Consider the following 25,995-nt stretch of genomic DNA (forward strand, 5'->3'; position numbering starts at 1 on the left):
AACGGCTGCGTATATTAAGGATCGACCCTTAGGGCGTCAACCTTTTTTCCAACGTTTTTTCAGTTTCGTGAACATCCCTGTTCTAGTCGCTTACTAATTCACCAAATTGGTTATTCCGCCAGCAATGCCGCGTATTCTTTTTCCACCCTCTTGGTTTCCTTCTTGGAGAATCCACCCATTACTTCAAGAGCATGGCGCAGGCGTGACCGAGTCATGTCCGGACCAAGGAGAGCCATAGAGTCCATGACAGACCAGGAGTTAGGGGTACCGGCGACAGCGACGAAGATGGAGAACATGAAATCGCCCATCTTCAGCTCCATGGCCTTGGCAAGAGCTTTGACGTCGGCAAAGATATTCTCTTTGCTCCAATGGCGCTGGGCTTCAAGTTTCCACAGGGTAAACTGGAGCACCCGCTTGACCTGGCCCTCATCCAGCTTGTTGTGATCGAAGTCTTCCGGCTTGAGATTGAGCATGCCGGAGAACATGAACGAGGCCATTGGCGATACATCGCTGAACACTTCCGCCCTGCCCTTGATGTGAGGCACCAGGTCCCGCAGGGCCTGTTCGTTGAACCACCAATGGCGCATGCGCTCGACGAACTGGTCGTCGCTGAGGTCGTCACGGATCCATTGGCCATTGAGCCAGCGCAGCTTTTCCACGTCGAAAACCGGGCCGCCCAGGGAAACACGCTGGATGTCGAAGTTTTCGATCATTTCATCCAGGGTGAATTTCTCCCGCTCATCCGGCATGGACCAGCCCATACGGCCCAGGTAGTTAGTGACCGCTTCCGGCAGGAACCCCATGCGCTCGTAGAAGTTGATGCTGGTGGGGTTCTTGCGCTTGGACAGTTTGCTCTTATCCGGGTTGCGCAGCAGAGGCAGATGGCACAGTACCGGCATGTCCCAGCCAAAGTACTCATACAGCAGTTTGTGCTTCGGCGCGGAGTTGATCCACTCTTCTCCACGCAACACGTGGGTGATTTCCATCAGGTGATCGTCAACCACATTGGCCAGGTGGTAGGTGGGCATGCCGTCGGATTTCAGCAGGATCTGACTGTCTACCTGGGACCAGTCGATTTCGATGGTGCCGCGCAGCATATCGTCTATTTCACAAATGCCGTCTTCCGGCACTTTCATCCGGATAACATAGGGGTCACCGGCATCCAGACGACGCTTGACCTCTTCCTCCGATAGCTCCAGGTCTCCCTTGATACCTGGATTCAAGCCCTGGGCCTTACGCTCTTCGCGGATGGCATCCAGCTCTTCCGGTGTGCGGAAGCAATAAAACGCATGTCCCTGGGTGACAAGGTCCAGCGCGTATTGACGATATGAGTCCTTCCGCTCTGACTGCCTGTAGGGACCATGGGGGCCGCCTACGTCAGGGCCCTCGTCCCACTCCAGCCCGAGCCAACGCAAGGCATTCAGGATATCCTGTTCAGACTCTTGCGTACTGCGAACCTGATCCGTGTCTTCAATCCGCAGTATGAACTGGCCACCGTGCTGACGGGCAAAGCACAGATTAAACAGCGCCACGAAGGCAGTGCCAACGTGAGGATCACCGGTGGGAGACGGTGCGATTCGGGTACGTACGGTCATGAAAACATCCTGATGGTGTCAGCCTGAAAAAGGCTATGCATTAAAAGCCACGCATTATACCGGCCACAGCCGGATTTCGCATGGTCAGGCGATCGCGCTCTTCATTCGCCGCCTTAATTGTTATATTATAACGTACCATTAACTTTCCAGAGTCTCAGTAACATGATCATTAGCCGTTTTACAGGCGCCATCGCATTGTGCGCAGCCGCACTCCTGGCATCCGCCAGCACTCTGGCAGGCACCCAGGTTGTCACCTCACTCAAGCCCATCGAACTGCTGGTGAAAGCCATAGCCACTGACGATGTGGAAATCACCACACTGGTTCAGCCTGGCGCCAGCCCGCACAACTACTCAATGAAACCCTCACAACGCAGGGCATTGGAAACTGCTGACGCCATTTTTTGGGTGGGCCCGGAGATGGAAACCTTTCTGACACGGCTGCTCGGCGGAAGCGAGTTCCGGGATCGCACCTATTCACTCATGCACGGAGAAAACGTGCCGGAAGTGCAGTCGGACAGCGATCACGGTGACCATGACGAACATGAGCATCACAACCACCATGACGACCATGAGGAATCAGGCGGTCATGACGACCATCGTCACGACCACGGCTCCGGAGAGGATCCGCACATTTGGCTGGATCCGGCCCTGGCAGTGGAAATGGCGCGGGATATTCACAGGGTACTCGCAACCGTGGAAGGTGCCGACATCCACGCGCTTGATGCCAATCTAGCGCGTTTCGAGCAGGCTATGGCGGAGGCCGAGGCAGCGATCAATCAACGCCTGACCCCCGTTCGCGACATCGACCTCTTCACCTACCACGACGCGTTCACCCGCTTCGTGGGACACTACAACCTGAACCTGGAGGGGATTCTGACGCTGAACCCGGAACTGTCTCCAGGCGCCGGCCACATTGCAGAAGTCCAAGAGAAGCTGCGCAACGCCAATCACCCCTGCCTGCTGACTGAGCCTCAGTTCAACCGTCAATGGTGGCGTTCAATCACCGAAGGTCTGGACATAACGTTCAGTACCTGGGACCCACTCGCCACCGATATTGAAACCGATCAAGACGGCTACACCGCCTTTCAACAGGGCCTTGCAGACGCTGTACTCAAGTGCCTACCAGAGGATGCCCAGTAGCAGGGGAATGGTCACCATGGCCAGCAACGTCTGGCCACTGATGATGCCCGCCATCAACGGCGCGTCACCACCAAGCTGGCGCGCCAGGATGTAAGAAGAAGTGGCGGTTGGCAGCGCTGCCAACAGTATGGCCACCTGAACCATCATCCCCTCCAGGCCAAGCAGCAGGGCCAATCCGGCAGTGAGCAGCGGAAAACTCACCAGCTTTGCCACTGAGGACACCAGGAATGGCATGGAGGCCCCGCGTAGCGCCTTTAACTGCAGGCCAGCACCCACAGTCATCAGGCCCAGTGGTAACGCCAGGTCACTTAATGGCTTGATAATACCGGCCACCAGTGGATGGAAGCCAATCTGGAAATAACTCCAGAACATTCCAACCACTGACCCAATAATCAATGGGTTGGAGACGACAGCCTTGAACACAGGCTTCAATTTCACCGCACTCTGTCCTGCTTCCCGCCCCGCGACCACGGAGAACATCAGGATGCAAAGCAGGTTTAGCAGCGGCACTTTCACTGCTACGGCAATGGCAATCAGGGACAGGCCGTCATCCCCAAGCAACATACCGGCGGTCGCCAAGGCAACGTAGGAGTTGAAACGGATACCGCCCTGAAATACCGAGGAGAATACCGGCCCCGGCCAACGCCAGATCCATTGCAGCGCAATGAGCACCAGCGTCATCGCCGCCAGCATGGCAACGATCAAAATGAGGATATCGCCGTAGGCTGACGCTGGCACCTGAGCCTGGCCCAGCTTGAAGATCAACATCGCCGGGAAAAGTACGTAGTAGGTGAAACGTTCTGCCTGGGGCCAAAAGTCGCCCCCTGGAAAATGCCAGCGTCGGAACAGATAACCCAACAGGATCAACACAAACACCGGCAATAGCGCCTGAATCATGACCGGCATTGCATAGCTCTCCCGAATACCCCGTTGATAAGGCCTGAAAGAGTACCAAATATAGCGGTCTGTCGCCTTGCCCGGATGGCAACTACTGACGCCAGAGTTTTCTCAGCACACTTCGGGTCAAGGACGTGGGCGCGGATTTGGCGATGGGCCACAATGCCCGAAACTGCATGGAAATTGGTCGGTGCAGGCGCGGCTGCTCGACCTGAGCCCACACCTGCGCTGCAACAACGTCCGGAGTCAGGTTAACGCCCAGGCGCTCAAATAAACGAGATCCCTGCTCGTTGTGCTGCACCATGCCGGTATTCACGAACGGGGGCATCAGATCACACACGCGGATATCGTGCGGCTCCCATTCAATATCCAGGGCCTCGGTCATCGCACGTACAGCATGCTTGCTGGCGGAGTATGACGCGAAATCCGGAATCCCATAGGCGGCAGAGGCTGAACTCATGTTCACCACCTGGGCACCCGGCGTTGCCTTCAGATAGGGAAACGCGGCGTGCAGAACCGTCATCAGCCCAATCACATTGACCTCAACCACGGCGCGATGCGCGGCCAAATTGATCTTCTCGAACGGGCCGACTTTCAGAATGCCGGCATTATTGTGAAGCAACCTCAGCCGGCCACCCGTACGACTGGTAAAGTCTGCCAGGCCCTGCCTGACCGATGCCTCGTCCACCACATCCATAATGTGGGTACTACACCGCTCACCCCCCAACTCACCGCTAAGCGAAGCCAGAGCTGCCTCATCACGGTCCGCAGCACCGACAAACCATCCCTTGGAGGCAAAAAGACGGGCGGTCTCCCGGCCAATACCGGCGCCAGCGCCAGTGATAAAAATGCAGTCGTTCATGAGGCAACCCTATCCTTGTTATTTAATGGGTGTGGATGATCTCAGGAAGTTGACGACAAAGATTGGCCAACAGGGCCAACCTCAATGTGTTCACGATAAAGTGCAGCACCCAATGCCACAAAGTAGCACCGAAAGGCGTCGTTGATTCGCTGGCGGTGCTGCCCTTCTGGATAGAGGCCTGCCCTGGCCTCGTCAGAATACACCGTGCCACGGACCAGAAAATTGTTCTGTGGCTGACTGTCTTCAACAAATGCTTCAAATGCCCGGGCACAGAGCTCTTCAGGTCTCGCATAATAAAGCACCTTCACTTGCGTATCGGCCCGCTTCGAGCACTGAAACAACGAACTGGGGCTGACGCCATCCTCATTTAGCAGGATGGCCTGAAAACAGGCGCCCAATCGTTTGTTGAGGGGATGCGCCTTCTGGTCGGCGCTATCCAGCCAACCACTGGACGCGAATCCGCCACTCCCCATGCGGCGGAAAGCCTTATGCCCCATGTAATGATCGAAAGCGTGAAACCATTCATGGGCCAGGCTCCCCGCACCCGCATTCTTCGCCAGCGCCAATTGCCGGGTTGCAGGGATGTAGTGCGCGGCAACACCCGGTCGGCCACCGATCCCATACTGCAACCCCAGTGATCCCCGCAACGAGATCAGATGTTCCGGCCCTTGAAGGATAGCCATAAGATCGCACAAAGCCTCATAGAACTTGCCTGCCGCTCTGTCCCGTTCAGGCGGTGTGACCCAACGACCGACTTCAATGCTCCGGAATTCAAACCGGCGCCTAACCTCAACAAAAGATACCGGACTTTGTGCTGTCATGACGGTTCTACCTGATTGATAGAAATTTGAGAGGCCGAGTTAAGTACACCTTCGGCCAAATACTGTTTATTTATACAGCATTCTGTCGCGCATTAATTGCCGCGTCAACGGTTCGTGAATCCACCCAAGGCATCCGTGTTTGCACTACCTTTCGCAGATACCCTCAAGTCAAAAGGTGTGCTTTCCTGATAAACTATCGCCCCTTGAAACACTTGTTAATGGTATAGCTGAGTAGTCGATGAACATGAACGCGCCACAGGAAACGCCCTCCCTGAAGCCCTCTCGCCGCTTCTGCGTGGCCCCAATGATGGACTGGACCACGAGCCACTATCGCTATCTGGCGCGCCAACTCAGCCGGCACACCCTGCTCTACACCGAGATGGTCACGACCGGCGCATTAATCCACGGCGATACCGCTCGATTCCTGAGACACGACCCGACGGAATACCCACTGGCACTGCAACTTGGTGGCAGCAACCCACAGGAACTGGCCCATTGCGCCAATCTGGCTGAACAATACGGGTTTGATGAGGTGAACCTGAATGTAGGCTGCCCCAGCGACCGGGTGCAGAACAACATGATCGGCGCCTGCCTGATGGCACACCCAGACAAAGTGGCCGAGGGCGTGCAAGCAATGATCGCCGCCACCAGCCTGCCGGTAACCGTCAAACATCGTATCGGGATCGATGGCCGTGAATCCTGGGACGATCTGTGTGAGTTTATCGAGAAGGTCTCCCAGGCCGGTTGTCGTACCTTTATAGTGCATGCCCGGATTGCCGTTCTCGAAGGTCTGAGCCCGAAAGAGAACCGGGACGTACCGCCGCTGAAATACGACTGGGTCTATCGCCTTAAGGCCCGCTACCCGCATCTTGAGATCATCATCAACGGGGGCATCAAGACGTTTGCCGAATGCCGGGAGCACCTTGAGCACACGGACGGCGTAATGCTCGGACGCGAGGCCTACCATAATCCGTGGCTGCTGGCTGGCGTGGATACCGAGTTTTTCGGGCAGCCCATGCCGATTTCTTCACGACACGAAGCATTACGAGCTGTATTACCATTCATTCAGAGTGAACTGGACCGTGGCGTCTACCTCAGCCACATCTCTCGCCACCTGATGGGCCTGTTCCACGGGCAGCCTGGCGGTCGCCAGTTCCGCCGCTACATCAGTGAGAACGCCCACAAGCCCGGATCCGGAATTCAAGTCATCGAACGGGCCATGGCGAAAGTTCCCGAGCCTGCCGACGCCACGATAGTGCCAGCCTGAGTACCTTGTTACCTTAATACTGTCTTGTTCCTGTCAGGGCGGCCCGTTATTGTAGGCGTATGACCCAAAGCGCCCGCCAAACGGGCGATCAATAAAAATCGATCAGGACGACAGGACGAATGACCAGCAAGCTCGAACAACTGAAAACCATGACCACGGTGGTTGCCGATACCGGGGACCTGGACGCTATTGCCCAGTGGAAACCGGAGGATGCCACCACCAACCCGTCGCTTCTTCTCAAAGCCGCGGCCTCCGAGGCCTACCGCCCGATGCTGGACGAAGCCGTGGCAGCCGCCCGCCAACAGGGTGGCTCCGATGCCGAGCAGCTGACCTACGCGACTGACATGCTGGCTGTGCTGGCAGGCCAGCAGATTCTCGGGCGCATACCAGGCGTGGTTTCCACCGAAGTGGATGCCCGGCTGTCCTTCGATACCGATGCCACCCTCTCCCGCGCACGGCGCCTGGTCGAGCTGTATGACCACCTCGGCATGGATACCAGCCGGGTGCTGATCAAGATTGCGTCCACCTGGGAAGGTATTCGCGCCGCTGAGCAGCTGGAGAAAGAGGGTATACACTGCAACCTCACCCTGCTGTTCTCTTATATCCAGGCCGCTGCCTGTGCCGATGCCGGCGCCTTCCTGATCTCGCCGTTCGTGGGTCGCATCCTCGACTGGCACCTGGCCGCCACCGGCCGTGATGCGTTCCCGGCCGCAGAAGACCCCGGTGTCCAGTCGGTTACCCGCATCTACGACTACTACAAAGCCAACGGCTACAAGACGGTGGTGATGGGCGCCAGTTTCCGCAACACCGGCGAGATTGAAATGCTGGCCGGTTGTGACCGTCTGACAATCAGCCCAGCTCTGCTTCAGGAACTGGAGAACGATCCCGGCGATCTAACACGCCAGTTGTCCGCTGAGGGCGCGAAGAGCTCGGACCGGCCGGGCGAGATTGATGAACGCCTGTTCCGCTGGGAGTCCAACGAAGATGCCATGGCCACGGAAAAACTCGCCGATGGCATACGTCGCTTTACCAACGACCAGATAGAACTTGAAAACCGCGTCCGCCGCCTGTCCCAGGCCGCCTGACGCCAGTAATCCCACGGAGGAGAGCCCTGATACTATGATTGAGCGCCTGAAGAGCCTGTTTGGCTCGCCCGAAGATGAACCGACGCAGCCTGACAGCCATCAGCTAGCGGTGGCCGCCACTGCCCTGATGGTGCAATTGGCCCGGGTCGACAACGATCAGGACGACGAGGAGCTCAAGACCATTGTCAGCTTCGCTGTCGAAGCTCATCAGGTAACCCGTGAGGAGGCGGAAGAGATCCTTCAGGATGCGCTCAGCCACGCGGATGACGCCACTTCTCTTTACGAATTTACCGGCATGATCAACGAACAGCTGGACCAGTCGGAGAAACAGCGACTGCTCGAGAGCATTTGGCGGGTGGCCTTCGCCGACGGGCGAATCGACAAGTACGAAGAACACCTTATTCGCCGCATGGCGGATCTACTGCATCTTAACCACAGGGAATTCATGCAGGCCCGCCATCGCGCTGAAGGCACTGACTGACTCTCAAGGAGCAAGTATGTTAGCCATTCTTCACCCGGATACCGCGCTGGACAGCGAAGCCTATCGCCAGACCATGCATTTTCTGGAGAACCTGCCAGGGGTATCGGTCAGGGTGCACGAGGTCCAGGGTGCCAAGCAGCGCCTGACAGAGGTATACCTGCTGGGCGACACCAAATCCCTGGACAAGGACGAGATTGAGGCCCTACCCGCCGTGGAGCGCGCCATACGTATCTCCGACGACTACCGGATTCTGGGACGGCACAAGGACGACAGGCGCCAGAGTGGCTTCACCTACAACGATGTAACCTTCGACCAGTCCAACCTGAACATATTCGCCGGCCTGTGCGCCGTTGACGTGCCAGAGCACGTGGAGCAGATGATGCAGGCGCTTGAGGACAACGGCCAGGTTTGCACCCGCATGGGCGCCTACAAGCCCCGGACCAACCCATACTCTTTTCAGGGCCACGGCAAGGGTTGCCTGCCCTGGGTGTTTGAGAAAGCCGGCAAACATGGCATCAAGGTGATTGCCATGGAGATCACCCACGAGAGCCACATTGAAGAGATCGACCACTGCCTGGAGCAATTGGGGCGCCCCACCGGTGTGATGCTGCAAGTGGGCACGCGTAATACGCAAAACTTTGAGTTACTCAAAGCCATTGGCCGCCAGAGTACTTACCCGGTGCTGCTTAAACGCGGCTTCGGTATCACCCTGAACGAATCCCTGAACGCCGCAGAATATCTGGCCAGCGAAGGCAACGCCAACGTGATCTTCTGCCTGCGTGGTATGAAAACCGAAGCTGGGCAGCCCCACCGCAACATGGTGGACTTTGCCCACGTGCCGGCTGTAAAGCGCCTTACCCGCATGCCAGTATGCGTCGATCCGTCCCACTCGGTCGGCAGCCGCGAGCGCGCACCCGACGGCGTTCTGGATGTCATGCACGCAACCGCTCAGGGCGTTATAGCGGGCGCCAACATGGTACTCGTAGACTTCCATCCGAAGCCGGAGAAAGCTCTGGTGGATGGCCCTCAGGCCCTGTTGATGCAGGAGTTACCGGCGTATCTGGAAGACATTCAGCTGTGCCACGACACCTGGAAGAAACGCCAGCAAATCTATAACCGTCTGAAGGAATCTTCTCCAGAATGATTGTGTATGGACACAGGGGCGCAAAGGGGGAAGCCCCGGAAAATACCCTGGCCGGTTTTACCCATGCCTACCGCCACGGGGTTCGGCACTTTGAGCTTGATCTGGTGTTGTCAAAAGACGGGACGCCAATGGTCATTCACGACCTAACCGTTGACCGCACCACCGGAGAGGAAGGCAGCGTTGCCAGCTACACAGCATCCGAACTGGCAGACATGGACGCCCGACGCAACACCACATCCTGGCCCCGGAAAGCAGGCATCCCAACCCTGGAGGCGCTACTCAACGAATTTCCGGATTTCGAGCATCTGCAACTGGAAGTGAAGAAAGACAACCGTCACCGACTGAACATTCTGTGCAATCGCCTGACAGAAATCATTCAACGTCGCGACCTTTACAACCGAGTGGTCATCACCTCCTCCGACAGCTGGTTTCTGCAGGAAGCCCGCCGCCGTGACCGCAAGGTGCGGATTGGGCTGGTAACAGACCGGAAATTCCCGAAACCGGTCAATACTGCAGCCCGGTTGCATTGCGATTTTCTCTGTATTGGCTGGCGTATCTGCACCAAGTCCACCGTGGAGGACGCCCACAGGCGGGGCATGCACGTGTCCACCTGGACGGTAAACCGCATTCACGACATGGTTCAGCTTGAAGCCAAGGGCGTCGATAGCATCATCACCGACTACCCGACCAGCACGCGCATGTTTTTCGACAACCGCGCAAAAGCGGCCCTGCATCTTCCCACGCCCCAGGAGAGCGCGGAAAACACGGGCACTCGGCCCGCAATCACCAGCTAAAAAATCCGGTTCAGGCCGTTGAGCGCCGCTACCCGATAAGCCTCAGCCATGGTCGGGTAGTTAAAGGTCGTATTGATGAAATAGTTCAGGGAGTTGGCCTCGCCTTCCTGGTTCATGATCGCTTGGCCGATGTGAACGATTTCCGCAGCCTGATCACCAAAACAGTGAATCCCAAGAAGCTGGCGGGATTCGCGGTGGAACAATATCTTGAGCATGCCCACCGGGTCCCCGGTGATCTGGGCCCGCGCCAGGTCCTTGAAAAACGCCTGCCCCACTTCGTAGGGAACCTTGGCTTCGGTCAGTTCCCGCTCGGTTTTACCAACCGAGCTGATCTCCGGCAGGGTATAGATACCCGTCGGCACGTCCGATACCAGCCGGAAGTAGTCATCCTTGACGATATCAGAAGATGCGGACCGCCCCTGATCATACGCGGCGCTGGCAAGGCTCGGCCAACCAATAACATCACCGGCTGCGTAGACATTCTCCACTTCAGTCCGATAATGGTCGTCCACCGCAAGCTGCCCACGACCATTAGGGGTCAACCCAACGTTCTCAAGGCCCAGTTTCTCCGTGTTGCCGCTGCGGCCATTGCACCAGAGAAACGCATCGGCACGGATTTTCTTGCCGGACTGCAGTGACAACACCACACCGTGGTCGTCACCGTCCACCGATTCATATTCTTCGTTATGTCGCACCAGAACGCCATTGTTGCGCAAGTGATAACTGAGCGCGTCTGATATCTCATCGTCCAGGAACGTTAACAGGCGACTGCCAGGATTAATCAGGTCTACCTTCACGCCCAGCCCGGCAAAAATCGATGCGTACTCAGAACCAATGACGCCAGCACCATAAATGATCAGAGTTCTGGGAGTATGGGACAGGTTCAGAATTGTGTCGGAGTTGTAGATGCGGTGGTGGCGGAAGTCGACGTCCGGCGGTAGATACGGACGAGAGCCGGTTGCAATGATCGCCTGTTTGAAATGCAGGATCTCATGGGATTTATTACCGCGAATCTCAATGCGGTTGGCGTCCATAAAACTGGCACGGCCGTTGATGAGATCCACCCTGTTACGAGCATAGAACTGGGTTCTCAACTTGACCTGCTTACCGATCACCTTCTGCGCATTCTGCAAAACGCGGGGAAACGAAAACCAGCGTGGTTCGCCGATATCACGGAACATCTGGTTGGTGTTAAAGGTGATGATCTGCTTGACCGAATGACGCAACGCCTTGGAAGGAATGGTGCCCCAGTGGGTGCAGTTACCGCCAACGGTGGGTTTGTCTTCGATGATTGCGACACGCTTGCCGTGTTTCGTCGCATTCATCGCTGCACCTTCTCCCGAAGGGCCCGCGCCGATAACGACGACGTCGTAATGATGTTCTGCCATTCTGCAGTGACTCCTTATCTACGTCGTGAGGGAGCCTCTGAAAAGACCCTGCAGGCACGCACTGGCAGGGCGCAGGCGCTTTTCAGAAGCTCCCTGGATTTTTATAAGTTGGTGGACGCCGGATCAGCGGTCGTCTGAACGGGAGGCATCATACGTCAGCGCCTCCGCGGACTTGCCGTCGTTGGCAAGGCGTTCGTTTTCTTCTTCACATTTCTGGGTGCTGCCACCACAGATATCACAGGACTTGCTGATGCCCATGGCACCAATCCCACCGCAGGTGCCACTGATCGGCTTACGGCCAAAGATGACCCCGACGGACATCGCTGCCACCAGCAGTACGACAATCATCAGGACCAGCAGAAAAGTACCCATAAGGCATCTCCGTCAATGTGTCAGGAACGAGGAAAACGCAGGTGTGTAGTCCGTTTCAAACCCGTTGTCACCCCGGACAATAAAATACGCGGCTATGTTCTCGCGCGTTGCCAGCGCCTTCGCCTGATCATGCCCCATCACGTTAAAGGCCGTTGCCAAAGCGTCTGCCGTCATGCAGTCGCCCGAAATCACCGTCACCGACGCCAGTGTATGGCTTATCGGTCGGCCATCCTTCGGGTCTATTGTATGCGAAAACCGCTGACCGTCCGATTCGTAGTAGTTACGATAGTCGCCTGAGGTTGCCATTGCATGTCGGTCAAGGGCAACCACACGATTGATTTCACGCATCTCGGAAACAGGCTGCTCGATAGCCAGGCGCCAGGCCTCACCATCCGGCTTGTGCCCATGAGCTTGAACTTCGCCACCTATTTCAACAAGATATGCGGTGACGCCTTCATCTTTCAGGTAACGGGCCACCGCGTCCACGCCGTAGCCCTTGGCAATGGCTGACAGATCGATGTATTGATTGGGGCTCGCCCTCAGTGCCGGGGGATCAGCTCGAAGGTCCAGTTTGCCATAACCGGTAGCTGCCAGCCTGGCCGCGAGTTCCTCGTCGCTGGGGACCGTCTCTGGACGGGCATCCGGCCCAAAGCCCCACAGATTGACCACCGGGCCGATGGTGACATCGAAGGCTCCATCGGTCAGTTCAGAAACCTGATCAGCGGTAGCAAGCACTTCGTGGAGCGGCGTTGAGATTTCCACCCACTCAGATTGATCGTCCAGACGATTAAAGCGAGAGAGCTCGGAATCTTCACGCCATGTGGACATCGACGTGTCCACGCCTTCCAGAACCTTTTCAATGCCTTGCGACAGATTTTCCAGTCGTTCCGGATCATCCGTCAATACGACGTTGATATGATAACGAGTACCAAACACCGGCCCGGCGATCTCCCAGACCTTTTCCTCTTTCTCAAACGAACAACCCGCCAGCGCGGCCACGGCCAGCACCAGTAAGGCGCTGGCCACAACCACCCTGACGGGTCGGAACATGCTGAATGTCATGTGAGCTAATTAACCCCCGAAGTCATCCAGCATAATGTTCTCGTCCTCAACACCCAGATCCTTAAGCATCTTGATGCACGAAGCGTTCATGATGGGAGGCCCACACATATAGTACTCACAGTCCTCCGGAGCCGGATGCTCCTTCAGGTACTTTTCATAGAGCACGTTATGGATGAAGCCAGTCTCACCTTCCCAATTATCGTTCGGCTGCGGATCTGATAGCGCCACATGCCACTCGAAGTTGTCGTTTTCTTCCGACAGTTGGTCGAAATCCTCTACGTAGAACATCTCCCGGACACTTCGTGCGCCGTACCAGAAGCTGATCTTACGCTTGGATTCCAGGCGCTTGAGCTGGTCAAAGATGTGGGAGCGCATGGGCGCCATGCCAGCACCACCGCCAATGAACACCATTTCAGCATCGGTCTTCTTGGCGAAGAACTCACCGAACGGCCCCATCACCGTCACCTTGTCTCCGGCCTTCAGGTTGAAGACGTAGGACGACATGATGCCCGGGTTGTGGTCGGTTCCAGGAGGCGGAGTGGCAATACGGATGTTGAACTTGAGAACACCCTTCTCTTCCGGATAGTTGGCCATGGAGTAAGCGCGGATGGTCTCCTCCTTGTTAATGGCCTTGTAACGCCAGATATCATGCTTGTCCCAATCTTCATGGAACTCCTCCTCAATCTTGAAATCCTTGAATGGGATTTCATAGGAGGGGCATTCAAGCTGGACGTAACCACCGGCCCGGAAGTCCACTTCTTCGCCTTCGGGAAGCTTCAGTACCAGTTCCTTGATGAACGTAGCCACGTTGTGGTTGGAGACGACCTCGCATTCCCACTTTTTGACGCCAAAGAACTCCTCCGGCACTTCTACCTTCATGTCCTGCTTCACCGGAACCTGGCAGGACAAACGCCAGCCTTCCTTTTCCTCACGATTGGTGAAGTGGGTCTTTTCCGTGGGCAGCATGGCGCCACCACCGTCCAGAACCTTGCACTTGCACTGGGCACAGGTACCGCCGCCGCCACAGGCAGAGGATAGGAAGATACCACTTCCGGCCAGGGTTCCAAGCAACTTACCGCCAGCTTCCGTTGTCAGCGTATGCTCTGGGTCATCATTGACTTCAATGGTCACATCACCGGTGCTTACGAGTCTGGACCGTGCCGCGAGAATGACCGCGACAAGGGCCAGCACGATAACGGTGAACATGACCACGCCGAGAATAATTTCTGTATTCATGGTCTCGCCTTTTCGTTAAATCGAATCACCGGGTTGATTACAGTGAAATACCTGAGAACGACATAAAGCCGAGGGACATCAGACCAACGGTAATGAAGGTGATACCCAGGCCACGCAGCCCTTCGGGAACATCGCTGTACTTGAGCTTTTCGCGGATACCGGCCAAAGCGATTATAGCCAACGCCCAGCCGACACCGGCGCCAAAGCCGTAAACCACACTCTCACTGAAGGTGTAGTCCCGCTCAACCATGAACAGTGATGCACCCAGGATGGCGCAGTTCACGGTAATCAGCGGCAGGAACACCCCAAGGGCGGCATACAAGGCCGGCATGTACTTGTCCAGAACCATTTCCATGATCTGTATAAGCGCCGCGATTACACCAATGTACGTAATAAGGCCCAAAAAGCTCAGATCAACATTCGGCAGACCAGCCCAGTCCAGCGCACCTTCCCTGAGGATGGTGTTGTAGAGCAGGTTATTCACCGGCACCGTAATGGTCAGTACCACGACAACGGCGATACCCAGGCCAGCGGCCGCTTCAATCTTCTTGGAGATCGCCAGGAAGGTACACATCCCCAGGAAGAAAGCCAGCGCCATGTTTTCGACAAAAATGGCCTTCAGGATCAGACTGATATAATGCTCCATCAGAAAGCCTCCTTAACGGTGTGGCGGGACATTTTAAAGTCCGCTTCTTCTACCTGTTCAGGCTTCCAGGTACGCAGTCCCCAGATCGCCAGGCCAATGATAAAGAATGCACTCGGCGGCAGTAGCAACAGGCCGTTGGGGATGTACCAACCACCTTCGTTGACGACCGGCATGATAGATACACCGAACAGCGAACCCGCGCCAAGCAGCTCTCGGAAGAACGCCACGAAGATAAGCAGAACGGAATAGCCCATGCCATTGCCAACGCCATCCAGGAAGCTCAGCCAGGGGCCGTTCTTCATGGCGAAACCTTCAGCACGGCCCATAACGATACAGTTGGTGATAATCAGACCAACGAATACCGACAGCTGCTTGCTGATTTCGTAGGCATAAGCCTTGAGCACCTGGTCAACAACGATAACCAGGGAGGCGATGATCGTCATCTGCACGATAATCCGGATACTGCCGGGAATCTGTGTGCGAACCAGCGACACGGCCAGGTTCGAGAAGGCCGTTACCGCGATAACCGCCATGCACATAACCAGGGTTACGTTCATGCTGGTGGTCACCGCCAGTGCCGAGCAGATCCCGAGAATCTGCAGGGCAATGGGGTTGTTACTGAATATCGGCTCGAAGAGAACCTGTTTGGCTGAAGCGTCTGCCATGATCAGACCTCCCCTTCACGAAGTTTTTTCAGGTACGGCGCGAAGCCCCGGTCGCCCATCCAGTAGTTGACCAGTTGCTCCACACCTCGGCTCGTCAGGGTCGCACCAGACAGCGCGTCGACTTTATGTTCCTTGTCGGCTGCTCCGGAACCCACACCACCCTTGACCAGGCGAATCTGCGGCTTTTCCAGTTCATCGCCGTACACTTCCTTGCCAACCCACTGACTCTTCCAGCGAGGGTTATCCACCTCGCCACCAAGCCCCGGAGTTTCGGCATGGTCATAGAAGCCCAGGCCCTCAATGGTGTTAGCATCACCCTCAAGCGACACAAACCCGTAAAGGGTGGACCACAGACCGTAGCCATGGATCGGAAGCACCACCCTGGTCAGTTCACCGTTTTCACTCAGGGTGTAGATCTTGGCAATGTTCGGGCGGCGCTTGATGCCTGCCTTGTCTTCCGATGCAGGAATATCAACAGACATGGACGGATCAGAAGCCGCTTTGTACATGTCGTACTTCATTGGCTCCTTCACACCGACCGCCTCGGGCTCAACGTAATCACCGGATTCCAGGTCGACCAGTCGAACATCGAAGCGAGAGAAGGTTTCTTCGATCTCTTCAGCCGTTGCGCCCTCTTTCAGCATTCCGGCAGCTGCCAGGATGTTAGAACGAATGTCCAGATTCTGGTTTTGGATCTGCGCCGGTCGAAGCATTACCGCCGCTGTCGACACCACGACAGAGAACGCAACGCTCAGCACCAGCGCAACCATCAGCGTTCTGGAGACAGTTTCTTTAGCTTTAGCCACGGGCAAGCCTCCGTTTGATGTTGGCCTGAACCACATAGTGATCCATCAGCGGTGCAAAGAGGTTGGCAAACAGGATTGCCAGCATGATGCCTTCCGGGAACGCCGGGTTGATCACGCGAATCAGCACGGTCATCACGCCAACCAGGATACCGAAGCACCAACGGCCCGTGTTGGTCATGGCCGCTGACACCGGATCAGTCGCCATGAACATCATGCCAAAGGCAAAGCCACCCATCACCAGATGCCAGTGTGCGGGCACGTCAAACATCGGATTGGTATCTGAGCCAACGATATTCAGCAGCAAAGACATTGCAATCATGCCAATCAACACCCCACCGACAATACGATAAGACGCGATTTTCATCCCCAGCAGGATAATGCCGCCGATCAACACTGCCAGCGTTGAGGTCTCACCCATGGAGCCCTGAATCGAGCCCATAAAGGCCGACATCCAGCCTATCTGTGCTTCAAGCGCTTCCAAGCCACCGCTTGCAGCCCAGCTCAGAGCCGTTGCGCCACTGAAGCCGTCGACTGCCGTCCAAACCGTGTCACCGGAAATCTGGGCCGGATAGGCAAAATACAGGAAGGCACGACCGGTGAGGGCCGGGTTCAGGAAGTTCTTGCCGGTGCCGCCAAACACTTCTTTACCAATGACCACACCGAAGGTAATACCAAGAGCGACCTGCCAAAGCGGAATGGTCGGAGGGCAAACCAAGGCGAACAGCACGGAAGTCACGAAGAAGCCTTCGTTCACTTCGTGGCGACGTACCGTGGCAAACAGCACTTCCCAGAAACCGCCCACCACGAAGGTGACGAAGTAAATGGGCACGAAGTACGCCATGCCGTAGACAAAGTTGTCCCAGATGCTGGCAGCATTATTGCCGGCCAGGGCACTGATAAAGGCAGTACGCAGACCACCGTCACCCATCAGTGCGTCCGGGTTCTCAGCCAGGAAGCTGTTGGCCTGAAAGCCAATGTTCCACATACCGAAGAACATTGCCGGGAAAGTACACAGCCAAACCGTGATCATGATGCGCTTGAGATCAATACCATCACGCACATGAGAGGTAGTGGACGTCACGCTCGCCGGCGAATAGAAAATCGTATCCACCGCCTCGTATAGCGCATACCAGCGCTCGTACTTACCACCTTTTTCGAAATGATGCTCGATACCATCGAGAAACTGTCGGATTGCCATCGTTTTAGCCCTCGATCTCGATTCGGGTCAGGTTCTCGCGGAGAATCGGACCGTACTCGTATTTACCCGGGCACACGAAGGTACACAGTGCCAGATCTTCTTCATCCAACTCCAACGCACCCAGCTTTTGTGCCATTTCAGTGTCGCCCACGATCAAAGACCGCAACAACTGGGTCGGCAGAATGTCCAGCGGCATGATCTTTTCGTACACGCCCACCGGCACCATCGCCCGCTCACTGCCGTTGGTCGTGGTGGTCATATCAAACCGCTTGCCGCCGACCAGTTTGGACAGATAGATGTTCATAATCGAGAATTTGTTGGCTCCAGGGGAGAGCCAGCCCATGAACTCTCGTTTGTTGCCCTCTTCCAAGATCGAAATCTGGTTGGCAAAGCGACCGAGATAGTTACACGGTCCGTCACCACGACGACCACCAAACACTGAGCCGGAAATCGTACGAACTTCGCAATCGGTGGCGATTTCGCCCTCCAGAAGCTCAGCAAGATCTGCACCGACACGAGTACGAAGCAGGCGCGGCTTCAACGCCTTCGGACCACCAACGGCGACGACCCGACCTACCGAAAGCTCTCCGGTTTCAAATAGTCTGGCAATGTCGATAACGTCCTGGTAGCCGATACTCCACACCACCTTGTCACCTGCAATCGGGTCAAGGTAATGAATGTGGGTGCCAACATTTCCCGCCGGATGAACACCGTCAAACTGCTGTACTTCCACTTTGTCACCAGACGGAACCGGCACGTCGGAACCGGGCTTGCCGGTCACAAATACCTTGCCATTCGTGAGCTTGGAAATAATCTGCAAACCCTGTTCAAAAGCTTTGCCATTTTCACGAATGATGACCGTTGGGTCCGCCGCCAGGGGGTTGGTGTCCATCACAGATACAAAAATGGAATGCGGCGCCGTATCAATGGCGGGCACCTTACTGTAGGGACGGGTCTTGAAGGTTGTCCACAACCCGGACTCGACCAGATTATCGACGACTTGCTGACGCTCCAGACCAGCAACATCAGACGCATCGTAACGCGCAAAGGTTTCAGCATCATCGCCGTCGATTTCAACGACCACCGACTGAAACACACGGCGTTCGCCGCGGTTGATTTCCTTGACCACACCGGCTGCCGGTGAGGTATAACGAACGCCTTCGGTCTTCTTGTCCGTAAACAGCAGCGTGCCGCGCTTTACACGGTCACCTTCTTTCACAGCCATCGTTGGCTTCATGCCTACGTAGTCAAAACCGATCAACGCCACATGGCGAACGGGTTTGCCGTCTGTAATGGTCTGTTCAGGAGCGCCGCTGATGGGAAGATCCAGGCCTTTTTTGATCTTGATCATTAGCCTCATCCAATCATCAGAAACTATTCGATGGATTTGTAACGCCCGACGTTTGCCGCCCAGTTGTGCCAATCCGGCCTGAACCGAATGATGGCGCCAGGGCAACGGATCCACCGGCGTTAATCACAGCCAGGCATCCGGTTAGGGAAAAGCGATGGAAAGCGGGTGTCAGACGTACCCAAAATCGCGCCAATTATAGAGATTAAGGAATACTATTTCCACCAGAAACCCGACGGAGTTTGTGCCTTAACGTAATCAGAGAGTGGTTTACATGAGTCCAAAAAGAAACCCCGGTCGCCAAAACGACCGGGGTTTCTTAACTGCCTCAGAGCACTTTTGGGCCCGTCAGCCTCTAACCCGCTTCGGGAAAATCGGGTAAGTAACACCCGCCATCTGATTAACCACGCGAATCACCTGGGCGCTGTAACCGGCCTCATTGTCATACCAAACGTAGAGGATCAGGCGCTTGCCATTGGCGATGGTGGCCTGCGCATCCACAATGCCAGCATGGCGGGAACCGACGAAATCGGTGGAAACCACTTCCGGCGAGTTAACGAAGTCGATTTGTTTTTGCAACTCGGAGTGCAGCGCCATATCGCGAAGGTATTCGTTAACGCCCTCCACCGTTACGTCTTTTTCCAGGTTGAGATTCAGGATTGCCATGGACACGTTCGGAGTGGGAACGCGAATGGCGTTACCGGAAAGCTTACCCTTCAATTCCGGAAGCGCCTTGGCGACGGCCTTCGCGGCGCCGGTTTCGGTAATAACCATGTTTAGCGGGGCACTGCGACCACGGCGGCTGCCCTTGTGGTAATTATCGATCAGGTTCTGGTCGTTGGTGTAGGAGTGAACCGTTTCGACATGTCCGTCCTCGACACCGTACTCATCATAAATGGCCTTGAGCACCGGTGTAATGGCATTGGTGGTACAGGATGCCGCTGACAGGACCCTGTCTTCATGAGTGATCCAGTCGTTATTAATGCCGTGCACAATATTTTTGATGTCACCCTTACCCGGCGCTGTAAGCAGAACCCGGCTGACTCCCTTGGATTTCAGGTGCAGACCAAGACCAGCTTCGTCGCGCCAGATACCGGTGTTGTCAATGACGATCGCATTGTTAATGCCGTATTGGGTGTAATCCACCTGGTCTGGGCCCGGCGAGTAGATCACCTTGATAAAGTTGCCGTTAACGATCAGCGCAGAGCTCTCTTCGTCCACGCTAATCGTACCGTTGAACGGACCGTGAACCGAATCACGGCGCAGCAGGCTAGCACGCTTTTCGAGGTCATTGCTTGCCCCACCCTGACGGACCACGATGGCACGCAGACGCAGGTTGTTGCCGCCACCGGCCTTTTCGATCATGATCCGGGCCAGCAATCGCCCGATCCGTCCGAAGCCGTACAGGACCACGTCCTTGGTGTCGTTTTCGGCATCTTCCTGGGATTGGGTATGATACTGGCCGACAATCGGGCCAATCTCTCGCTTGAGAAAGTCATCAAGAGATCCGCCTTCTTCCTTGAACTTCACCGCGAGCTTGCCAATATCGACGTGCCCGCGCCCCAACTCCATCTTGTCCATCGCCTGCAGAATAGGCAAGGTGTTGTGAACGGACAGCTCGCTGTCTTCAACCTGGCGCACAAAGCGGTGCGCGCGAATGATGTCGATGACCGACTGGTTGATAATGGACCGGCCATACACGGACGTGACCACATTGTTTTTACGGTAGAGCCGACCGATCAGCGGAATCATGGCTTCCGCAGTGGATTCTCTTTCCGTCCAGTTAGACAGGTGCTGGTTGATCTGTTCGTGACTCACGCTTGAACCTCTGCAGTTGGAACCTGGAAAATAGGGGCCATATTATCCAACGTTATTTCTCAGACAGCAAATACACCCCGTTAATCCTTTCGTAACTGTCGTCCTGCTGTCATGACAGCGAAGCATCGGGCCGGTAGAATACGCGCCTCGCCACTCCCAGACCCTACTGTACTCAGGAGAAAGATCCCGCCCATGACGCACGCCGCCCACTCCGACAGCCATCCCGCACTGGTTGCGCCGGTCGCACCTGTCAAGGCTGCGGATCATCGCATCTGGGGGCAACTGCATGGCAGCAGTGACGCCCTGGCCATCTGCGAGAGCGCCAGGGCCCACCAGGGTCTGACATTGGTAATAACCCGTAGCACCGAGGAATCCATCCGCCTCGAGCAGTCCATGCGATTCTATCTGGGCCTGCCCACCGATGAAGATCAACCGGCCATTACGCCGGATGGTCTCGAGTTGCTATCGCTGCCCGACTGGGAAACCCTGCCCTACGACCTGTTTTCGCCACACCAGGACATTACCTCTCGCCGAATCCGGGCCTTGCACCGGTTGCCAACGACAAACCACGGCGTCCTGGTGGTGCCGGCCCGCACCCTGATGCATCGGTTGCCTCCGGTCAGTTACCTGCAGGGCAACACCCTGCTTCTTGAGGTTGGCCAGTCACTGGATATCGACACTTGGCGCATGCAACTGGAATCTGCGGGCTACCGGCACGCCGATAACGTCTATGAACACGGCGAATACGCGGTACGCGGGGCCATCCTGGACATCTTCCCCATGGGCGCCACCCGCCCCTACCGCATTGACCTGTTCGATGACGAAATTGAAACACTGCGAACCTTCGACCCGGAAACCCAGCGCTCGATCGACAGAATTGAACGAATTGAGCTGTTGCCCGCCAACGAGTTTCCCTGGCACAAGGAAGCCCGATCAGGGTTCCGCAATCGGTGGTTTGAGCAGTTTCCGCACGCCGATAAGGACGCCCCGATCTACCAGGACGTCACCCACAGCATTACACCGCCGGGGATAGAGTATTATCTGCCCCTGTTCTTCGAGCAGACGGCAACACTGTTTGACTACTTGCCTGGAGAAACTCTGGTATTCACAGCGTCCGGGCTCAACGAGGCCGCTGACGCCTTCGACGCCGACACCCGCGCCCGCTACGAGGACCGCCGCCACGACCGGATGCGCCCTATCCTGCCACCAGCGGAACTTTTCCTTCAGAAAGATGAATTCTTCGGTCTGCTCAAGGGATTTCCCCGAGTAACGATGACCACGGAAACCACTGAGTCCGCCGGCGGCAGGAATTGCCAGACCGACATTATGCCTGATGTCGCAATGGATGGCCGTGCCGCGGACCCGGCCGGCCGCCTCAAGCGCTTTATCAGTGAGTTCCACGGGCGGGTCCTGATCTGCGCAGAATCCTCCGGCCGACGTGAGGCGTTGATTGAGAACCTGGCCGACCATGGCCTCAAACTGTCAACTCTGGAACACTGGCAGGCCTTTGTCAGCGACCCGTCTGCCACCCTCGGCATTACCGTCGCACCCATGGAATATGGGTTGCTGTTGCCAGACCATCACATCGCTCTGATCACCGAAACAGCACTCTTTGGTGAGCGCGTGCTGCAGCGTCGGCGCCGGGAAAAGCCAACGGAGGCGGACGACGCCGGGTACCGGGACCTGTCCGAGTTGCGCATTGGTGCGCCGGTGGTTCATATAGACCATGGCGTTGGCCGGTACCAGGGCCTGGAAACCATTACCGTTGAAGGCGAAGCCAGCGAGTTCCTGATGCTGGAATACGCCGGGGGCTCGAAACTCTATGTACCGGTCTCCAGCCTGCACCTGATATCCCGCTACACCGGTGCGGATACTGATCATGCGCCCCTACACAAGCTGGGCACGGACCGCTGGAGCAACGCCAAACAAAAGGCTTTGGAGAAAATCCGCGATACCGCGGCGGAATTGCTGGACGTCTACGCACGCCGGGAAGCCCGCAAGGGTTTTGCCTTTGAAGACCCCAAAGAGGCGTACCGCGCCTTTGCCGCCGGCTTCCCCTTTGAGGAAACCCCGGACCAGCAGGCGGCCATTGAGGCCGTGTTCGAGGACATGGTCAGCGAAAAGCCCATGGACCGACTGGTCTGCGGCGATGTTGGCTTCGGCAAGACCGAAGTGGCCATGCGCGCGGCCTTCATGGCGACGTACTCCGGCAAGCAGGTCGCTGTGCTGGTGCCGACCACCCTGCTGGCTCAGCAGCATTACGAGTCCTTTCGCGACCGCTTCTCGGATACCGCCGTTCATGTCGAGCTGCTCAGCCGCTTCCGGAGCGGCGGGCAAACCACCAAAGCGATGGCAGCAATCGAAGCAGGCAAAGCCGATATCGTGATTGGCACCCACAAACTGCTCCAAGGCGACATCAGGTTCAAGAACCTGGGCCTGGTGATCATCGATGAAGAACACCGGTTCGGTGTACAGCAGAAAGAACGCCTGAAAGCCTTGCGCGCCGAAGTGGATATGCTGAACCTGACTGCCACGCCGATTCCCCGCACCCTTAACATGGCCATGGGGCACCTGCGGGACCTGTCAATCATCGCCACGCCCCCCGCGCGACGCCTATCGGTAAAGACCTTTGTGAGGCAGCGGGACGAGGCCATGGTCAAGGAAGCCATCCTGCGGGAAGTACTCCGTGGCGGTCAGGTGTACTTCCTGCACAACGATGTGGCCACCATCGAGAAAACCGCCGAGGATTTGCGCCAACTGATCCCGGAAGCACGCGTGGGCGTTGCCCATGGCCAGATGCGCGAGCGCGAGCTGGAACAGATCATGTCGGACTTCTATCACAAGCGCTTTAACGTGCTGGTGTGTACCACCATTATTGAAACCGGCATCGACATTCCCAGTGCCAACACCATTATCATTGAACGCGCGGACAAGTTTGGGCTCGCACAGCTGCACCAGCTCCGCGGCCGTGTGGGGCGGTCTCACCATCAGGCCTACGCCTATTTGCTGACACCACCACCCCGGTCCATCACCACAGACGCGAAAAAGCGCCTCGAAGCGATCTCGGAGGCACAGGACCTGGGCGCTGGCTTCATGCTGGCCACCCACGATCTCGAAATTCGCGGCGCCGGGGAGCTGCTGGGGGAAGAACAAAGCGGTCAGATTGAAAGCATTGGTTTTACGCTCTACATGCAGCTACTGGACGAAGCCGTGGAGGCAATACGCGACGGCAGAACCCCTAACGCAGAGCTGCCGTTGAGCCACGGTACGGAAATGAACCTTCGCATACCGGCGCTGATTCCCGACGATTACCTACCCGATGTCCATAACCGGCTCATGCTTTACAAGCGAATCGCCAGCGTGAACGATAAAGATGGATTAAAAGAACTTCAGGTTGAAATGATCGACCGCTTCGGACTATTACCGGAACCGGCAAAAAACCTGATTCGACAGTCTGAGCTCCGGATCCACGCAGAAGCCCTGGGAATCGTGAAGGTGGACGCTGGAAAGGAATGGGCCAGGCTGGAATTCGGCAGTTCTACGCCGGTGGACCCACTGGTTCTGGTTAAGAAAGTGCAATCCTCTCCAGACCAGTATCGGCTGGAAGGCGCCAACAGTTTCCGTTTCCGGCTGAAGGATACCTCAACCAGTGGTAAACTCGACGGCATTTCCGACATGCTGGGGCAGCTGGCCTCCTGACACAACTGGTTCAGCGCCCCCTGATGATTAACAGGAACATTGGAGCAATGCCCTTGCGAACGCCCGGTAAACCGTTGTACGGAACACCAGCCCTATTTCTGGCGGCCCTGCTGGCCCTGTCACCCTGGGTATCAGCCCAGGAATCATCCGGCCCCGCCGCAGGCGCAACATCCGAAGAACAGGGGCGTGACAACGCTGCGTCGCAAGCCCAGCCCCCCCGTGAGGACTACTACCGGGCTGAGTTCGTGATCCTCGAAAGGATCGTCGACCCGGCCGACGTCAATGAGAAAATGGCCAGCCGCATTCCTGAGCCGCCAAATACTGACATCAATGACGTACTTCGGGCCGTGGACCGCAACGGCAACGTGGAAACCACTCGGCAGCTGGTCTCACGAAATCAGCTTCACCTTCAATCAGCCGCCAACCGGCTGGAAAATAGTGGTCGCTTCCGGATACTCCTGGCCACAGGGTGGTACCAGTCGTTCCCCCCCGATTTTGACGGAGCCCCCCTGAGGGTCGCTATCGGCGACTGGCTCGCCGATGCCGGACACCGCGAAGTGGAAGGCCACATCACCATCGATCGACAACGCTATCTCCACGTGGATGTCCACCTCAACCACTGGCAGCCCCTGTCACAACAAAAGGCTGCACTCGGCCAGGGTAAGGGCAACACAGGTAACGACCAGCCCACCGTCGAAAACGATGAAGCCCGAGACTCACTGGCCTCAATGGCCGCGGGAGGCGACATTGCAGAAGCAGATCAGGTGCAGGTTTCCAGTGCCAACCAGCCAAAGGCGCAATTGGTTACCTGGATAAGGGAAACACGCCGCATGCGTAGCGAGGAGGTCCATTTCCTCGACTCCCCCACTATTGGCGTGTTGGTGTTCTTCAAGAAGATTGAGAAGTAAGGGCGCCCAGGCCACTGATGGAAATTTCGAGGATCCGCTTGACGCCGGACATGCCCAGGCCGATAGCAGCCTCGATCTCTTCCATTGTAATGATGTGGTTTGACTTACCCGCCGCTCGGTTGACCACCAGCGCCAGGCAGACGTAATTCATCTTCAGTTCCGCCGCCAGCGCCGCTTCCGGCATTCCCGTCATACCCACAAGGTCACAGCCGTCCCGCTCAAGGCGAAGTACTTCTGCCGCAGTCTCCAGTCTGGGCCCCTGCGTCGCGCCGTATACACCGAAATCCGAGAACGGACACCCCACTGCACGGGCTCCATCAATCAACAGCACCCGGGCCAGTTCAGAATATGGAAAGGTGAAGTCGATGTGCGTTGTTTCCTGCAATTCGCCCTCAAAGAACGTACCCGCCCTGCCCCATGTGTAGTCAATGATCTGATCGGGAATCACGATATGGGCAGGCCCCATATCGGCATGAATCCCACCAACGGCATTAACGCCGACTACGGTACGCACTCCTGCCTGATGAAGGGCATGGAGATTGGCGCGATAGTTCACCTGATGCGGAGGAATGCGATGGGGGTTTCCATGGCGTGACAGGAACACCACCGGCTGATCCCCAAGGAGTCCGCCCACCAAAACCGATGACGGCTCACCCCAGGGCGTGTCGACAACCCACTCACCCGTAATCTCCAATCCAGACAACGTCGTGAGCCCGGTTCCCCCGATGATCCCCACGGGGGCGATTTGGTTATTCGCACCCAT

Annotated in this window: 22 protein-coding genes and 1 pseudogene; 8 read left to right on the top strand and 15 right to left on the bottom strand. The window is 56.6% G+C overall.

Features of this window, described 5'->3' with window-relative positions; translation table 11 throughout:
• Positions 1–110: 110 nt before the first annotated feature.
• Positions 111–1,595 carry a glutamate--tRNA ligase gene (gene gltX, locus AC0B60_RS06150; RefSeq protein ID WP_465084875.1) on the bottom strand — a complete coding sequence of 495 codons (1,485 nt, stop codon included), beginning with the start codon at positions 1,593–1,595 and terminating at the stop codon, positions 111–113.
• A 162-nt stretch (positions 1,596–1,757) separates the two neighbouring features.
• Between gltX and AC0B60_RS06155 the strand changes: the two genes are divergently transcribed.
• The gene (locus AC0B60_RS06155; RefSeq protein ID WP_465084877.1) at positions 1,758–2,735 is read left to right on the top strand and encodes a zinc ABC transporter substrate-binding protein; all 978 of its coding nucleotides are present in this window, start codon (positions 1,758–1,760) and stop codon (positions 2,733–2,735) included.
• Here AC0B60_RS06155 and AC0B60_RS06160 read toward each other — a convergent pair.
• The 3 genes and pseudogenes from AC0B60_RS06160 to AC0B60_RS06170 all read right to left on the bottom strand — a co-directional run.
• Positions 2,715–3,641 carry an AEC family transporter gene (locus tag AC0B60_RS06160; RefSeq protein ID WP_465084879.1) on the bottom strand — a complete coding sequence of 309 codons (927 nt, stop codon included), beginning with the start codon at positions 3,639–3,641 and terminating at the stop codon, positions 2,715–2,717. The genes AC0B60_RS06155 and AC0B60_RS06160 overlap by 21 nt on opposite strands.
• 82 nt (positions 3,642–3,723) lie before the next feature.
• On the bottom strand, positions 3,724–4,494 hold the full coding sequence (locus AC0B60_RS06165; RefSeq protein WP_465084881.1) for an SDR family oxidoreductase: 771 nt from the start codon (positions 4,492–4,494) through the stop codon (positions 3,724–3,726).
• 41 nt (positions 4,495–4,535) lie between these two features.
• Positions 4,536–5,339: pseudogene (locus tag AC0B60_RS06170) on the bottom strand (CLCA_X family protein); the annotation flags it as partial.
• Between the two features lie 220 nt (positions 5,340–5,559).
• Here AC0B60_RS06170 and dusA point away from each other — a divergent pair.
• From dusA to AC0B60_RS06195, 5 genes are all read left to right on the top strand, one after another.
• Entirely contained in the window at positions 5,560–6,582 is a 1,023-nt protein-coding gene (gene dusA, locus AC0B60_RS06175) for a tRNA dihydrouridine(20/20a) synthase DusA (protein ID WP_465085171.1), read from the top strand.
• A gap of 119 nt (positions 6,583–6,701) precedes the next feature.
• The gene (gene tal / locus AC0B60_RS06180) at positions 6,702–7,667 is read left to right on the top strand and encodes a transaldolase (RefSeq protein WP_465084882.1); all 966 of its coding nucleotides are present in this window, start codon (positions 6,702–6,704) and stop codon (positions 7,665–7,667) included.
• 34 nt (positions 7,668–7,701) lie between these two features.
• A complete protein-coding gene (locus AC0B60_RS06185) occupies positions 7,702–8,148 on the top strand; it encodes a tellurite resistance TerB family protein (RefSeq protein WP_465084886.1) in 447 nt (148 codons plus the stop codon).
• Positions 8,149–8,164: 16 nt separating this feature from the next.
• Positions 8,165–9,292: a 3-deoxy-7-phosphoheptulonate synthase gene (locus AC0B60_RS06190; protein WP_465084888.1), complete on the top strand. Its 1,128-nt coding sequence runs from the start codon at positions 8,165–8,167 to the stop codon at positions 9,290–9,292.
• Positions 9,289–10,086, top strand: a complete 798-nt coding sequence (locus AC0B60_RS06195) for a glycerophosphodiester phosphodiesterase (protein WP_465084890.1) — start codon at positions 9,289–9,291, stop codon at positions 10,084–10,086. Before AC0B60_RS06190 ends, AC0B60_RS06195 begins: the two co-directional genes overlap by 4 nt.
• On the opposite strand, the gene sthA is transcribed toward AC0B60_RS06195, so the two are convergent.
• The 10 genes from sthA to AC0B60_RS06245 all read right to left on the bottom strand — a co-directional run bounded on the left by sthA (position 10,083) and on the right by AC0B60_RS06245 (position 20,625).
• Positions 10,083–11,474, bottom strand: a complete 1,392-nt coding sequence (sthA, locus tag AC0B60_RS06200; protein WP_465084892.1) for a Si-specific NAD(P)(+) transhydrogenase — start codon at positions 11,472–11,474, stop codon at positions 10,083–10,085. The two genes, AC0B60_RS06195 and sthA, sit on opposite strands and share 4 nt — an antisense overlap.
• A gap of 123 nt (positions 11,475–11,597) precedes the next feature.
• Entirely contained in the window at positions 11,598–11,846 is a 249-nt protein-coding gene (nqrM, locus tag AC0B60_RS06205; RefSeq protein WP_465084894.1) for a (Na+)-NQR maturation NqrM, read from the bottom strand.
• A 12-nt stretch (positions 11,847–11,858) separates the two neighbouring features.
• On the bottom strand, positions 11,859–12,896 hold the full coding sequence (locus AC0B60_RS06210; protein WP_465084896.1) for an FAD:protein FMN transferase: 1,038 nt from the start codon (positions 12,894–12,896) through the stop codon (positions 11,859–11,861).
• Between the two features lie 21 nt (positions 12,897–12,917).
• Positions 12,918–14,144, bottom strand: coding sequence for an NADH:ubiquinone reductase (Na(+)-transporting) subunit F (gene nqrF, locus AC0B60_RS06215; RefSeq protein WP_465084897.1), 1,227 nt, complete (start codon positions 14,142–14,144; stop codon positions 12,918–12,920).
• Between the two features lie 37 nt (positions 14,145–14,181).
• Positions 14,182–14,790 (bottom strand): NADH:ubiquinone reductase (Na(+)-transporting) subunit E, encoded by a 609-nt coding sequence (gene nqrE / locus AC0B60_RS06220; RefSeq protein WP_465084898.1) that lies wholly within the window; start codon positions 14,788–14,790, stop codon positions 14,182–14,184.
• Complete coding sequence (locus AC0B60_RS06225) at positions 14,790–15,455, bottom strand: NADH:ubiquinone reductase (Na(+)-transporting) subunit D (protein WP_465084899.1); 666 nt, start codon at positions 15,453–15,455, stop codon at positions 14,790–14,792. Before AC0B60_RS06225 ends, nqrE begins: the two co-directional genes overlap by 1 nt.
• Positions 15,456–15,457: 2 nt before the next feature.
• Complete coding sequence (locus AC0B60_RS06230) at positions 15,458–16,261, bottom strand: Na(+)-translocating NADH-quinone reductase subunit C (protein ID WP_465084900.1); 804 nt, start codon at positions 16,259–16,261, stop codon at positions 15,458–15,460.
• Entirely contained in the window at positions 16,254–17,459 is a 1,206-nt protein-coding gene (locus tag AC0B60_RS06235; protein ID WP_465084901.1) for an NADH:ubiquinone reductase (Na(+)-transporting) subunit B, read from the bottom strand. The genes AC0B60_RS06230 and AC0B60_RS06235 overlap by 8 nt, the downstream gene beginning before the upstream one ends.
• Positions 17,460–17,463: 4 nt before the next feature.
• The gene (locus tag AC0B60_RS06240; RefSeq protein ID WP_465084902.1) at positions 17,464–18,810 is read right to left on the bottom strand and encodes a Na(+)-translocating NADH-quinone reductase subunit A; all 1,347 of its coding nucleotides are present in this window, start codon (positions 18,808–18,810) and stop codon (positions 17,464–17,466) included.
• A gap of 345 nt (positions 18,811–19,155) precedes the next feature.
• Complete coding sequence (locus AC0B60_RS06245) at positions 19,156–20,625, bottom strand: glyceraldehyde-3-phosphate dehydrogenase (protein ID WP_465084903.1); 1,470 nt, start codon at positions 20,623–20,625, stop codon at positions 19,156–19,158.
• Between the two features lie 192 nt (positions 20,626–20,817).
• Here AC0B60_RS06245 and mfd point away from each other — a divergent pair, with 192 nt between their 5' ends.
• Together mfd and AC0B60_RS06255 are read left to right on the top strand one after the other, a co-directional pair.
• Positions 20,818–24,324 (top strand): transcription-repair coupling factor, encoded by a 3,507-nt coding sequence (mfd, locus tag AC0B60_RS06250; protein ID WP_465084904.1) that lies wholly within the window; start codon positions 20,818–20,820, stop codon positions 24,322–24,324.
• 47 nt (positions 24,325–24,371) lie between these two features.
• On the top strand, positions 24,372–25,232 hold the full coding sequence (locus AC0B60_RS06255) for a CsiV family protein (RefSeq protein WP_465084905.1): 861 nt from the start codon (positions 24,372–24,374) through the stop codon (positions 25,230–25,232).
• On the opposite strand, the gene AC0B60_RS06260 is transcribed toward AC0B60_RS06255, so the two are convergent.
• A complete protein-coding gene (locus tag AC0B60_RS06260) occupies positions 25,213–25,995 on the bottom strand; it encodes an S-methyl-5'-thioinosine phosphorylase (RefSeq protein WP_465084906.1) in 783 nt (260 codons plus the stop codon). The two genes, AC0B60_RS06255 and AC0B60_RS06260, sit on opposite strands and share 20 nt — an antisense overlap.

This window comes from Marinobacter sp. V34 (genome assembly GCF_055524115.1).